This window comes from Enterococcus sp. AZ128, from assembly GCF_051714485.1.
Taxonomy (GTDB): domain Bacteria; phylum Bacillota; class Bacilli; order Lactobacillales; family Enterococcaceae; genus Enterococcus_A.
The window spans coordinates 362,911-376,859 of the sequence record NZ_JBIORZ010000004.1; the positions used below are offsets into that span (position 1 = coordinate 362,911).

At 42.3% G+C, this 13,949-nt stretch carries 12 protein-coding genes and 1 pseudogene; 3 read left to right on the forward strand and 10 right to left on the reverse strand.

What is annotated here, in order from left to right; genetic code table 11:
* Positions 1–53 precede the first annotated feature (53 nt).
* Positions 54–1,775: an ABC transporter ATP-binding protein gene (locus IGI38_RS22990; RefSeq protein ID WP_438734267.1), complete on the forward strand. Its 1,722-nt coding sequence runs from the start codon at positions 54–56 to the stop codon at positions 1,773–1,775.
* Entirely contained in the window at positions 1,765–3,516 is a 1,752-nt protein-coding gene (locus IGI38_RS22995) for an ABC transporter ATP-binding protein (RefSeq protein WP_438734268.1), read from the forward strand. The genes IGI38_RS22990 and IGI38_RS22995 overlap by 11 nt, the downstream gene beginning before the upstream one ends.
* A gap of 226 nt (positions 3,517–3,742) precedes the next feature.
* Here IGI38_RS22995 and IGI38_RS23000 read toward each other — a convergent pair whose 3' ends face one another.
* The 10 genes and pseudogenes from IGI38_RS23000 to IGI38_RS23045 form a co-directional block, all read right to left on the reverse strand.
* Entirely contained in the window at positions 3,743–4,210 is a 468-nt protein-coding gene (locus IGI38_RS23000) for a VOC family protein (RefSeq protein ID WP_438734270.1), read from the reverse strand.
* Between the two features lie 368 nt (positions 4,211–4,578).
* Positions 4,579–5,283 carry a D-allulose 6-phosphate 3-epimerase gene (gene alsE, locus IGI38_RS23005; RefSeq protein ID WP_438734271.1) on the reverse strand — a complete coding sequence of 235 codons (705 nt, stop codon included), beginning with the start codon at positions 5,281–5,283 and terminating at the stop codon, positions 4,579–4,581.
* 20 nt (positions 5,284–5,303) lie between these two features.
* Positions 5,304–6,403, reverse strand: a pseudogene (locus tag IGI38_RS23010) (PTS fructose transporter subunit IIC).
* An 18-nt stretch (positions 6,404–6,421) separates the two neighbouring features.
* Positions 6,422–6,871: a PTS sugar transporter subunit IIA gene (locus IGI38_RS23015; protein WP_438734273.1), complete on the reverse strand. Its 450-nt coding sequence runs from the start codon at positions 6,869–6,871 to the stop codon at positions 6,422–6,424.
* 11 nt (positions 6,872–6,882) lie between these two features.
* Entirely contained in the window at positions 6,883–7,200 is a 318-nt protein-coding gene (locus IGI38_RS23020; RefSeq protein ID WP_090404353.1) for a PTS fructose transporter subunit IIB, read from the reverse strand.
* An 11-nt stretch (positions 7,201–7,211) separates the two neighbouring features.
* Positions 7,212–7,640, reverse strand: coding sequence for a PTS sugar transporter subunit IIA (locus IGI38_RS23025; protein ID WP_438734275.1), 429 nt, complete (start codon positions 7,638–7,640; stop codon positions 7,212–7,214).
* The gene (locus IGI38_RS23030) at positions 7,615–9,102 is read right to left on the reverse strand and encodes a BglG family transcription antiterminator (RefSeq protein ID WP_438734277.1); all 1,488 of its coding nucleotides are present in this window, start codon (positions 9,100–9,102) and stop codon (positions 7,615–7,617) included. The genes IGI38_RS23025 and IGI38_RS23030 overlap by 26 nt, the downstream gene beginning before the upstream one ends.
* Before the next feature lie 488 nt (positions 9,103–9,590).
* The gene (locus tag IGI38_RS23035) at positions 9,591–10,901 is read right to left on the reverse strand and encodes a TPM domain-containing protein (protein WP_438734278.1); all 1,311 of its coding nucleotides are present in this window, start codon (positions 10,899–10,901) and stop codon (positions 9,591–9,593) included.
* Between the two features lie 16 nt (positions 10,902–10,917).
* The gene (locus tag IGI38_RS23040) at positions 10,918–11,490 is read right to left on the reverse strand and encodes a LemA family protein (protein ID WP_438734280.1); all 573 of its coding nucleotides are present in this window, start codon (positions 11,488–11,490) and stop codon (positions 10,918–10,920) included.
* A 200-nt stretch (positions 11,491–11,690) separates the two neighbouring features.
* The gene (locus tag IGI38_RS23045; RefSeq protein ID WP_438734281.1) at positions 11,691–12,584 is read right to left on the reverse strand and encodes a helix-turn-helix domain-containing protein; all 894 of its coding nucleotides are present in this window, start codon (positions 12,582–12,584) and stop codon (positions 11,691–11,693) included.
* A 128-nt stretch (positions 12,585–12,712) separates the two neighbouring features.
* On the opposite strand from IGI38_RS23045, the gene IGI38_RS23050 reads away from it, so the two are divergent.
* Positions 12,713–13,900 (forward strand): M28 family metallopeptidase, encoded by a 1,188-nt coding sequence (locus tag IGI38_RS23050; RefSeq protein ID WP_438734283.1) that lies wholly within the window; start codon positions 12,713–12,715, stop codon positions 13,898–13,900.
* Positions 13,901–13,949: the final 49 nt, after the last annotated feature.

Here is a 13,949-nt window from a genome sequence, read left to right on the forward strand (position 1 = left end):
TTTCATGTGTATAAGTAATCTGAGAACCAAACGAATATATGTAAGGAGCAAAAATGAAATTAATTATTAACTACTTGAAACCCTATCGTTCACGTATCACGATAGGCGTTATCATTAAATTTTTAGGAACTATGATGGAATTGGTCCTTCCGTGGAATTTGGCCTATATTTTAGATCAAGTCATTCCACAAAAAGAGCCTAAAAAAATTCTTTTTTGGGGCGGCGTGATGCTGGCGGCTTCGGCCTTTGCCTTATGGGCCAATATCATCGCCAATCGAATGGTCTCACGGATTGCGAAGGATACGACAGAACATATTCGCGGGGATCTATTCCATAAAATTACTTACTTAGATACAACCCAAGTGGAGGACGTAGGGGTCTCCTCTTTAGTTTCACGTGTAACATCGGATACCTACAATATCCACCTAACTTTAGGCGTTATGATGCGAATGGGGATTCGCGCACCAATCCTTTTAGTAGGTGGAATTCTGATTACCACTACCTTGGATCCAATTTTGACTTTAGTTTTAGTCGCTGTGATGCCGATAATCTTTGTGATGGTGACACATATCTCGAAAAAGGGTGTGCCGCTTTTCGGAAAGCTGCAAAAGCAAGTCGATCAACTTGTTTTATCCGTACGAGAGAACGTTACTGGCTCACGCGTTATCAAGGCCTTGTCAAAAGAAGCGTTTGAGCGCCAACGTTTCGAAAATGTTAACCAATCTTTAGTCAATGCTGAAACGACGGCCAATGTTACTCTGGCTGCCTCTCCTGCTCTGCTGGATCTATTTCTGAACCTTGGTTTAACCTTGGTTATCGTAGTCAGTGCTTATCGAGTAAATGCCGGCTTAACACAGCCTGGTGTCATCGTGGCCTTCTTAACCTACTTTACGATTATTTTGAACGCCATGCTGTCAATCACACGGATCTTTGTCTTATATTCTCGCGGACTGGCTTCTGCCAACCGGATCAACGAGGTGCTTCGTAAAAAACCAGCGTTGGTTCCCGGAAGTTTAGATCAAAGAAAGCCCGCTGCAACTAAATTGGTTTTTGATGACGTCACTTTTGCCTATCCTGACGGTGCACCCGCGATCGAAAATATCAGCTTCAGCGTTGAGACTGGTGAGACTTTAGGAATCATGGGCGCTACTGGCAGCGGAAAAACAACGATTGCCAGTCTAATCTTGCGTTTATACGATCGGACCTCCGGCCAAATTATACTCGACGGCCAAGAGATTAAGCATTATTCGCTAGATGCCTTGCATCAAAAAATCGGAGCTGTTTTACAAAAGGATGTCCTTTTTGCTGATACGATCCGCGAAAACATTTTATTTGGCCGAACATTTTCAGAAGAGCAGCTCCAGCAAGCTATCGATGATGCGCAGGCTCGTGAATTTATTGATAAATTGACAGAGGGACTTGAGCATCCTTTGGAAGCCAAAGGACAAAATCTCAGCGGCGGACAAAAACAGCGGGTGCTGCTGGCTCGGGCACTGATCGGTCAGCCTGATTTACTAATTTTAGATGATTCTTCCAGTGCATTAGATTACCATACCGATGCGAATTTACGAAAAGCCTTACGGACGCATTTTGTTAAAACAACGAAAATCTTGATCGCTCAACGGATCAGTTCGATTCAACATGCCGATAAGATCCTGTTGCTAGCTAAAGGAAAGATGATCGGCTATGGCACACACGAAGAATTATTAGCTGAAAATCCAACCTATCAAGAAATCTACCAAGGTCAGACTGGAGGGCAAGCCATTGAAGAATAAGAATTCACGCAGAGGTACGCTGCTCCGCTTGTGGGGATATTTATATCAATTTAAATGGCTGCTGTTTCTGGCAGTGATCTTGACGATCGCTAGCAATTTATTTGCGCTGGTCGGTCCATTATTGTCTGGATACGCGATTGATGCGATCCAAATCGGCAAAGGAAATGTCATCTTTCAAAAAGTTTTCTTCTATTGTAGTTTGATGGTGGGTTTCTATTTAGCGTCAGCCATTCTAAGCTACGGGATCAGCCGCTTAATGATCTACTTGAGTCAAAAAATCGCGTTTCGCTTGCGAAAAGACCTTTTTGATAAAATCGTTTCGTTGCCTGTCGGCTATTTTGACCAGCACCAAACCGGGGATATTGTCAGCCGCATGAGTTACGATATCGACACGATCAATACGTCACTAGCAAGTGATTCGGTCCAAGTCTTAAGCAGTTTAGTAACGATCATCGGCTCCTTTGTCATGATGCTGGTAATCTCACCTTTGATGGTCACGATCTTTGTCGTTACAGTTCCCGCATCGATTTTACTGACGCGTTTTTTGACCAATAAGTTTCAACCATTATTTCGCAAACGTTCAGCTAAGCTAGGAGAATTGAACGGTTTGACTGAAGAACTTTTATCCGGTGAACAAACTACTAAGGTCTATCATCAGGAAGAAACTATGATTTCCCGCTTTGGCAAGAAAAATGAGGAAGCGATGACCGCTTATTACAATGCAGAATACTACGGAAGTATGACAGGTCCTTCTGTCAACTTCATCAACAACGTCTCGTTGTCGCTGATCAGTGTTCTAGGCGCCTTTTTATTCCTATATGGTCATTTAACCTTAGGAAAACTCTCTTCCTTTGTCTTGTACTCTCGGAAATTTTCTGGCCCAATCAATGAACTAGCGAATATTTTCAGCGATTTGCAATCTTCTATCGCAGCGGCTGAACGAATCTTCAAGCTACTAGACGAAGAGCCTGAAGTTCAGGATGTCCCTAATGCTCACGTCTTCGAAAAAGCCCGTGGAGATGTTCGCTTCGACCATGTTTCTTTCAGTTATCAGAAAGAACAGCCGGTCATCAAAGATTTATCCTTTGATATTTCTGCTGGCAGTGTCGTCGCGATTGTTGGACCGACGGGGGCAGGAAAAACGACGATCGTTAATTTATTGATGCGTTTTTACGATCCCGATAACGGTGTGATTTATTTAGACGGACAAAATATCAAGGAAGCCACTCGAAGCAGTCTGCGAAAACAATACGCGATGGTCTTGCAAGATACCTGGCTCTTTACTGGGACGATTTTTGAGAATCTGACTTACGGAAATGAAGAAGCCACTTTAGAAGATGTGATCAGAGCGACTAAAGCCGCCCATATCCATGATTTCATCGCGCAATTGCCGAAAGGCTACGATACCGTGATGACAGAAGATGGATTAGCCATCTCTCAAGGTCAAAAACAATTGTTGACGATCGCTCGGGCGATGCTGCTCAATGCCGAATTATTGATTCTTGATGAAGCGACATCGAATGTTGATACACAAACAGAATTGCTGATTCAAGAAGCCATGGGTAGATTAATGATAGATAAAACTTCCTTCATCATCGCCCATCGCCTCTCAACAATCCGTGAAGCGGACTTAATCCTAGTGGTCAACGATGGAAACATCGTCGAACAAGGAACTCACGAAGAATTGTTAACTCAACGAGGTCGTTATTATCAGCTGCACCAAGCACAATTCGAAAATTAGAAAACCAGCGTATCTACGAGCTTGTTCGTTGATACGCTGGTTTTATTTTGTTTGTTCAGCAATTTTCTCAATGACTTCTACAAATTTCTCCCGTTCATTGCTCCACGGAGTATGCCCGGAATGTTCAAACCAAACAATTCCCTTCGTGGGAGCATTCGTCTTTCTTTTATGAAAGCTGGACAAAATAAAAAAAGCTAGTTGAAGGTTGCGACCTTCAACTAACTTTTTAACTCTTCAGCATATTTTCTACCATTTCTTTGCCAAGAAAGGTTTTCTTTCCTAATTCATCAATGGTCAGTCCATCTGCGGCCAGCCGTTTCACCATAACAGTCAGATCTTCTCCGACTTGGATCACATGCTTATCAGGATCATAGAAGCAGGCAACCTTTTGCCCCCATTCCATCGTTGCGACGTCTCGCAAAAATTCCAGATCCTCTCCTTTGGTTCGTTCGATGAACCCCTCAAAGTCCTTCGTTTCAAAATAGAACTCCACAGTATTATTCTGATAGTTGAATATCTCTTTGTCACAACCGGTAAATCGAATCCACGATTCTTCCGTTTGCAGTGACAATCCGCCACTGAACGTCACGTTCTCGCCAAAATCAGAAACAATCGCCACTTCTAAAAATTTTCGATAGAACGCTTTTGACCGCTCCATATCTTTTACTACCAGCATTGGGCCTCGATATTCCATCACATTCCTCCATTCTTTTAAAGCGTTTACATTATTGTATACTATATCACAAAAAAGCTGCTCAATGCTTGGAAATTTGCAGCAGCTAGCATTCTGTTAAGAATATGACCGAAGTTGAATCAAATTCGCGCTAGTCTTTTTCTGCATATACTTAGCTGTAAAGAAAGAGGTCGTGACAGAAGTGGTCAGCTTCAAGAAATAAGAAGGAATTTCCGAAAATTGCTTCTTAAATTTTTGTGAAATTTCGGCTTATTTCCGAAGAAGCTACTTCTGGCATACCGTTTTTTCGGAAAAAGGAGCTGTGACAAGACTTTTGTCACAGCTCCTTTTCTGATTAAACGATGCTCCAGAAGCAGCCTCTTCCAACATTAGTTTACTTCTGCATAGCTCAGTTTTTTACCAGTCATTTCTTCATAGTCTTTGACCATTATTTCCCAGGCTTTAGCAATATCTTCGTCTAAACCGAAGAGACCGCTGCGCCCAACAATATAGATATCTGGACCGGCTGCATCGATCCGTTTGAAGGATTTACGGTTGGAAAAACCGTCCATTTCGATCACGTAATCATAGCCTTTTTCCTCACGCAACTCCCGTAGAGCCACGATTTTATCTAAGGTACTTTCAATAAACCGTTGACCAGCAAAGCCGGGATCGATGGTCATGATCGTGATTTTATCAACGAGTTCGATATAAGGATAGATCGTTTCGATCGGTGTTTCCGGATTCAAAACGATTCCAGCTTTCAAGCCAGCGTCGTGAATTTGATCAATCAGACGAAAAGCTAAACCGTCTAACACCTCCGCATGCATACAGATCCATTCACATTGCAGATCTACTAGCTGCTGTACCCAAAAACTCGGATCAGTCACCATCAAATGGGCCGACATCGGTAATGTCGTAATTTTTCGCAATTCTTCAATGAACCAAGGGGACAAAGTAATGTTTGGTACGTAATGCCCGTCCATAATATCAATATGATAAGAATCTACCTTGTCATTCAAAAAAGTGATCTGTTCTTTAAACTTATCTAAATCCATCGTCATCAATGATGGGGAGAATTCTACTTTTTTCATGTGTCGCCACTCTTTCCGTATTAAAAGATTTGAATATCTTCTAGATTAATATCGTCTTCTTCTTTTTCAACTTGCATCGCCGCATCTTCCTCTGTAACATTTTTCTTGATTACAGCTAAGACGACTGCCGTTACGACCACGTTTACTAGAATCGCGATCACACCTGCCCAAGGTCTCGACATTGTCGGTATCATCAGTACTCCGCCAAATGGTACTGTCGCATCTGCGCCTAAGATCATCGTTGTTGCTCCGCCAGCAAAACCACCGATAGCTGTTGCCACAACACCGCGCACGATATCGTTCATGACTAATGGAATGACTCCTTCAACAATATTGATAACACCCATTGGTACCGCTGATTTCAATGTTTCAACTTCTAATTTTGTATAGATATTTTTCCCGAATAATTTCGCAATAAAGAAGGCTAAGCCAAAACCGATCGGAGTCGCCGTGTTTACTAACTGTAAAGCAGTGATCGGACCATTTAGTCCTTCTGCCTGCATCGTCAAGACAAAGGCGAAAACCGTTTTGTTGATTGGACCGCCGTAGTCAACTCCACTCAATAGACCAATCACACCGCCGAATACTAATAGTGAAGAATTGCCTAAACCATCCAAGAAATTTGTTAATAATGACGTTAACGCCGCGATCGGTGCACCAATAATGTACACCATGATCAAACCGCCAATTATCGAGGTTAGGAATGGAATGATCAGTGTTGGCATTAAGCCTTTAGCCCAATTTGGTAATTTAACATATTTTAAAATTGCTAATACTAGATAACCTGCCAAGTAACCGCCTAAAATCCCGCCGATAAAACCAGCGCCGATCGCATTCGCTGTTAAACCAATGATGAAACCGGGACAATCCCTGGTTTTCCGCCGATCGAGTACGAGATTCCAGTCGCAATTACAACTGGCAGCAATCCTAGGCCTTTTCCGCCCATCGTTGCCAACGCATCCCAAATCGTGAATTTCCCTTGCACTAATGCATCCTGACTCGAACCGCCAAAGGCCATTCCGATGGCGATCAAGAACCCGGCACCGCAGACGATCGGAATCAAGTAAGAGATCGCCGTCAATAAGTGCCCTTTAAGATTTAACTCTTTAATTTTTTTCATTTTTCTTCCTCCATTTAACTAAGCGAATGCTTCAACAACATCTTCTGGCTTTTTCGCCTGCAACAGATTGCCGACCACTTCATCGTTTCCCAGTTTTCTGGCAAACAGCGACAATAATTTCAAATGATTGGTCGCGCCGTCATTGTCATTGCCCACCGCAAAGAGAATGATCCCCTTCACGCCTTTACCATCTAAACTTTCCCATGGGATTTCCTCTTGATTAATCCCAATCGCTACGCCGACCTTGTTGACATAGGCGCTTTTTCCATGAGGGATCGCGATATAATTTCCAATACCCGTTTGGCCTTCCGCCTCCCGAGCGTAAATGTCTTTGATAAATCCTTCTACTTCAGAGATGTAGCCATTCATCAATAACTGGTTCGCTAGATCATTTAACGCATCATCTTTGGTCTTAGCGGTCATATTGGTTTTGACGATGTCTAAATCCACAATGTCCTTTACTTCCATTTCAATTCCCCCTAAACCTTTTGAGCAACAACCTCTTGGGCTTTTTCAATCAATTTATTTGGTGATTTTACAGCGATCTCTGTTGGTACTTGGATGATTCGTTTGCCATCAAAACGTTCTCTGCCGGAAATCTTTACATCAACTGCTAAGATTACAATGTCCGCTTGATCGATCTCTTCTTGCGTTAATTCATTTTCGATCCCGATTGTTCCTTGTGTTTCTACTTTCATTTCACAACCCGCTTTTTTTGCGGCGTTCTCTAATTTTTCTTGTGCAATGTATGTATGGGCGATACCCACTGTACATGCTGCTACTCCAACGATTTTCATTATATTTCCTCCTATAATATCTGGTAAATTTCGGCTTCCTTTTCAAAGCTTAGTAACTGGTCGATAAAATCATCATCTGCTAATCGCCGGGTAAATTGCGCGATTTCCTTTTTCGTTTCTTGGCTCTCGTTACTTTTCAATAGGATCGTAATGATCAGCTGAACTGCTGGGGTCTTTTCATCAAAATCAATGGGCTCTGCTAATCGGATTAGCAAAACTTGGCTTTGTTCGATCTTCGGACTTTCTAAATGAGGCAAAATCACATGTTCCGCGATCATTGTATTGCCGACTTTTTCCCGCTGCTGCAATAAAGCAATCAGTTCTTCCGCCTCCGTTTGGTTAGCGAACTCTGCGATAAAACGCTGAACGTGTGCTTTGTTTTTAAACGTTTGGTCCAAGAAGACCTGAAAAAAATTATCGTTCATCATAAATCGCCTCAATTCTCTTTTGCAGCCGGGTCTGATCATCTCGTGTAAACATCGCACTCACCAGTAGAGATGGGATCGGGATCGTATCACTGACACTGATTGTTGTTAGAATCAAATCAATTCCCGGATATTTTTCTGTAAACCGCTTTGCATCCCTTGAAGCCACTACATCAACAATCTCCAACTCAGGAAATTTCTTCTCGATCTTGACCCGCAAAAGTTCTGAAGTACCAACACCTGTCGTGCACATAATCACCGTCCGAATCGGTAATTGGTTCGTTTCAATGATCCGCGCAAAATACAAAGTGATAAATCCGTTCTCGTCCTCATTGATCTTCGGCAATTCAAAACGCTGACTGACTTCATCAGAAACATCACTGACATCTGAAAAAATCGTTTCATAGGTCATTTTGATCTGATCCAATAAACTATTTTTTACATGAATCCCATGTTCCAAGCGATTGATCATCGGTTTGATATGGTTCGCCAAATCAAGAAAGATCGAATCCCCTTTAGCTGAGATATTCAGACGCTGGCTCATACTATCCAGATAGGTGTTCGTGATCTCCACGACCTTTGAAGAAAATTTTGTTACTTTACTTAATGAACCTTGCATCCGCGATGAGGCCAAATATTGATAAAGATAGTAAACTTCTGACTCTGGCAGCTCGTTATGCAAATAATTCTCTACATTTCTAATCGAGGACTTAGCGACTTGATAAAGCGCCGTGTCTTGCTCCAAACGTTCCTGCTCTTTTTTAGAAAGCGGACTCATTTCTTCGTTTGGCAGCTTGCGAATCTTCCGCAAGCGGCTGATCAAAATATACAAATGTGAAAAAATATTGACATTGTACGGATACGGAATCGTCAACTGCAATTGTTTCTCCATCAGTTTAAGCTGGTCTAAGATAAACAGCACATCGTAATTATTGAAATTCAATTCTGAATGATTCTTCAGTTCATCGATTTCAATGATATTATGCACCTGAATCAAATCAGCGATTGCACGACGAAGGTTTGCCTCTTTCCCTAAAATCGCCAATGTCCGCTGCTTCCGTTCCAATCTCAGCTCGTAGCGCTGCAGGTATTCAGCAATGATCTGTTCATCACTGAAAATGACTGACTCACCGACATAATAATCTTCAAACAAGTCGTAAACATTTTTCGCGTTCGGTGATGAGAGTAACAACTCCTCCATCACGCGATTTCTACGCTCTTGCGGTGAATATTGACTGCGTTGGCTGGGTTGAACGTTCGTTTGGCTGATATATTTTTCGTAGTTTAATTTGTAGCCTCGCCCCTTTTCTGACTGAATCAGTCCTTCGCCATATGCCTCATTGATTTTTTTGATTAGGCGATAAATCGTCTTTTGCGAAGTTCCTAGGTGCTCCGCCAATTCATCGGACGTCATGTAGTCATGTCGTTTCGTTAGAAGTAGTAACAGCCTCTGTTCACGATTTTTCTTTGCTCCCACGGCTATCGACCTCCCCTTCTTGTTTTTATCATAACCCGTCAGAAAGAAAACGCTTCACTCGTTTTTGACCGTTGCAACGGACAAAAAAATAAAGCTCCTCACATTCATTATAGTCGGAACCCTGCATAAAGCGGAAAACATTCGAATAATTGCTCTATTTTTTGATAGCCTGATTTCGAACTCTTTTAATGAATTTTAGAATAAGCGTGCTGGCAGCTACCTCTGGTTAGAGGATTACACTTTTCTAAAAAGCAGAAAAATATCGCGAGTTTCGCAACGCATACCATTCCACTAGTCTGGCTAAAGCAAGAAGTGGAACTGCCAGCTACCTCTGGTTAGAGGATTACATTTTTCTAAAAAGCAGAAAAATACCGCGAGTTTCGCTACGCGTACCATTCCACTAAGTCTTGCTAAAGCAAGAAGTGGAACTGGCAAAAAAGCGTGAGACTTAAAAAATATCGTCTCACGCTCATTTATCTACTATTCAATTACCAACCGCCTGACGCTCCGCCGCCACCAGATGAACCGCCGCCGAAGGAACCCCAAGAAGAGCCTCCGCCTGATCCACTGTCATTATCGGACCAATTATTAGAGTTATAATTTGACGCTAGGTAAGCCGTCGTTAAGACATCGCCATTACCAGAATACAAGGTATCTCCGATCAAAATACGACCGAACATTTTCTTTTCAGCTGAAGGATTTCGTAGCAGTCTTCCTTGGATAATCGCCCGTTTGATTCCTCCGACTGACATCCCAACCGCTAAACCGCTCAGCAAAATTTGGTAAAGCTCGGTATGTTTAACGGTTCGCTGTAATTCTCCTTCACCTGTGATCGAAGCTGTTTCTGTCTGATATTTTTTGTAGTTTTCTTTTAGGAAAATCCGTGCCCGTAATAGATTAACTACTAATAACAGACTGACAAAACACAACAGGCCTAAGACTACCGCACCTGTCCAATGAAAGAACATCAGCTTTGTCCGTTGACTCTTAATGTTTTTGATCTGTGAATCGACCAACGCAGTCTTCGTATTCATGATCGCGAAGACTTCATCTAAAACTTGATTGACTCCCTTGTCATACTCTTTATCTTTGAAGGCATCGACCACATCGTCATCATTGATGATGTCACCCGCTTTCCCATCTGGAATCAAACCTTCTAAACCATAGCCAACTTCTAAACGAAATTCTCGTTCGTCCAAAGCAACCAAGTATAAAACCCCATTGTTTTCGTTCTTATCACCAATCCCCAATTGATTGAAGATCTTATTGGCATAAGATTCGATGTCTTCTCCGCGAGGCAATTTGGGTACTGTGACCACTTCGAACTGTGCCCCGTTCGTACTTGCCGCTAATTGCTTGTTCAATTGATAAATCTTTTGCTTCGTTTCCTGACTCAGCATCTTGGCGTTATCAGAAACAAAGATATTATTCTTATTGATCGTTAATTGTCCATCCGTATCTTTGATCGCCACATTATAATTATTGGCAGTTTTAGGATACTCCTTCAGGTTTGCCAAATTATCATTCATGGTCGTTTTGAAGGATTGACTGACGGTAACTTTTTTACCAGACAAAATGTCTTCTCGTTCTTGATCCAAGGTCGTCAGCTGCTGATCGTAGGCGGCCTTTTTAGTGCTATAGCCATTGCTCGAAAAAAGATTGAACAATCCAAACCCGCTGACCAGCATCACAATCACTAAAATTATGGAAAAGACCCCATTGCGTTTGCGTATCTTCCGATAATTATCAACGACCTCTTGATGGACTCGTTTCCCTGAAGCACGCTCTTCCCTTTTCATTTTTCCTCACCCATTCTTATTCGAAGCTGACATCCGGCACTTCTTTGGCCTTATCGTCAGCCTTGAAATTCGCTTTTTTGTCGAAGCCTAACACTTTCGCTGCCATATTTTTGGGGAAGCGAACTAGGCTTTGATTGTACTCATTGACTTCTTCAATATAGTTTTTCCGTTCAACTGAAATCCGGTTTTCTGTTCCTTCCAGCTGTACCATCAACGTTTTAACGTTTTCATTAGAAGCTAACGTAGGATAGCTTTCCTGAATGACATTCACCATTGTACCTAAACTTTGATCAATTTGATCGTTGGCTGTATTTTTTTCAGCCGGTGTCTTCGCATTATTGTACGCTTTACGCGCATCAGTAATTTCTTTGACGATTTTTTCTTCATGATTCATGCTGCCTTTGACACTATTTACGAGATTTGGAATCAAATCTGCCCGCCGCTGCATCACATTTTCCACTTGCGACCATTTTGCATCCACATCGTTTTCTGCTGAAGCCAATGAATTATATGTCGTTATCAAATATGCACCAATTGCCAAAGCGATGACGACAATCCCAACAATGATACCTGAGCCTTTTCGTTTCATTTTTATCCCAACCTTTTTCTGATTTTTTTATTCTTTGTGATTGAGCTAATTATATCATTCGGGGGGCGCTTCACCTCAGACTTTCGACTGATTTTTCAGTTAGGCGGTTGACAAAAAAACTCCCGAAATTTTTCCTTCATATATAGATAGAATGAAAAAAAACTTTCAAACTTTTTTTTAGCGTTCGAAAGCTTCTGTTTTTAATTAAAATGGACCGGTCTTGCTTCGATATACCCTCGATATCCTTGCGGCTCCAGTTGAATCCGAGGCGCATCATTTTCTGCCCAGCGGCAATTATTTTCATCAGGATCATAGTGATCAATCTGCTCCATCACCTCATTAATCGCTTCATCAAAGCGCATTTCCGCATACGGATCACCTTGAAACAACAGCATCTGACAAGCAGGTAGATCAATGCTTTCAAAGCCTGCGGGAATGATCCCTTGATAATCAACGGCTACTTCGACTCCTTGTGCATATCTGGAGGTTCCTGCTGGACGCATGCTTTCCGGCAGCCATAGACCTATCGGTTCATACAGTGCCTCTTTGATACTGGCAAGAATTCCCCAAACATCACACCCGATCTCCCAAGCATATTCGATATAGGTTTCCGCTTTTTCTCCACGCAATAAAATCAACTTGCGAGCCGGAAAATCAATCAATCGAACATGCAGATTTTTCGACAACGGCGGCAATTCATCATGCTCCTCGCCCATCAAATAATAGCTTTCCACTGGGTAAGGTGTAAATAATGGAATTGGCGGTGTCTGCTTTTGATAAGCCTTCGGAGTAACACCAAACTGCTTGCGAAAAGCCCGAGTAAAGCCTTCATGGGAGTCAAAGACAAAATCCAAAGCAACATCGATCACCCGTAATTCTTCATCCCGTAAAACCAATGCCGCTTGCGATAAACGTAATTGGCGAATGTATTCGAAGGGAGCTTTATTCGTGTACTCCTTAAACATTTTGGCGCAATGCCACGGTGAATAGCCTGCTTGCTGGGCTAAAGCATGCAGGGTGATCTCCTCGTCTAAATGCGCATCAATGTATGTCTGCATCCGCGTAACTGCTGCTGCATGTTCTAAATTTGCCATCATTGCCCCTCCACTACTTATCTTCCCTACTTATATATGTACTGAACGCGAGAATCACAAGGAAGGTCAAGAAATGCCTCCGCGTCTCTTCCATACTAATGGTATCAAGTAAAAGGGCGTGTTGTAAAATGGAAATCAATAAAAATAGTTTAGTCTGTCATATGGAAAAATTGTGTCAGGAAATCGGGCCACGAGCAACTGGATCAGCTGGAAATAGAGCAGCAGTTGACTATGCGGCCGAAACATTTCGTTCGTTAGGATATCATGTTCAGCTGCAGGAATTTTCTTGTATGGATTGGCAAAACGATGGCGCGGAATTGATCGTGGACGGCTGTTCAGTCGAAGTGGAAGCAGCGGAATACGCGCTTCCCTGCGATGTACACGGGGAGTTGGTTTGTATACAAACGCTCCAAGAACTACAGACCGCAGATCTGACAGATAAAATTTGTGTGTTGTATGGTGACTTATGTAAAGAACCGCTTATGCCGAAAAGCATGCCTTTTTGGAATCCGGAAGAACATCAAGCGATTATTCGTGAACTAGAACAAAAACAACCTTTAGCAGTCATTACCGTGAGTTTTCTGGCAGATGTTCCCGTACCGATCATTCAGGATGGCGACTTTAATGTTCCATGTGGAACAGTCAAAGGAAAATTCTTGTCCTTACTATTAAATAAGAAGCAAGCTTCCTTACGCTTATTGACTGAACGCAGACCCGCAGTCTCAGCAAATGTCATCGCAATTTATGGTACAGGAAAGAAACTTGCCTATTCAGCCCACATCGATACCAAACCAACGACTCCTGGTGCGTTGGATAATGGAACGGGCGTCGCCGTCCTACTTACTTTAGCCGAGCAGTTGATTCAGAAACCCTTAGAGAATCAGCTTGAGTTTATTTTATTCAACGGTGAAGATTACTATTCGATGCCTGGTGAAATGACGTTTATGGAACACTCATTGAAACAACCAGCAGAATATGCCCTCGCCTTTAATGTCGATGGTGCGGGTATGCAAAACAGCTCTATTTCCTATTCACTCTATGAATGTTCGGAACCATTGACCGCTCAGTTAGATACGTTTGCGCTGAAATATCCGACCGTTGAAAAAGTTGAACCTTGGCCAATGGGCGATCATATGCTGTTTGCTGGAGCAGGAATTCCAGCGGTCGCCATTGCCTCGACACAAATGTATTTATTGATGGAAGCCGTCATGCATACACCAAAGGATAATCTATCGATCGTTGATTTTCAGCGTTTAGAAGAAGCTGTGCAGTTCTTAGCTGAAATAACTCAAACAGTGAATCGGACAAATGAATAGATAATCCGCTGGTTTTGAAAAGGACCATAGATAATGGGCACTGACAAAA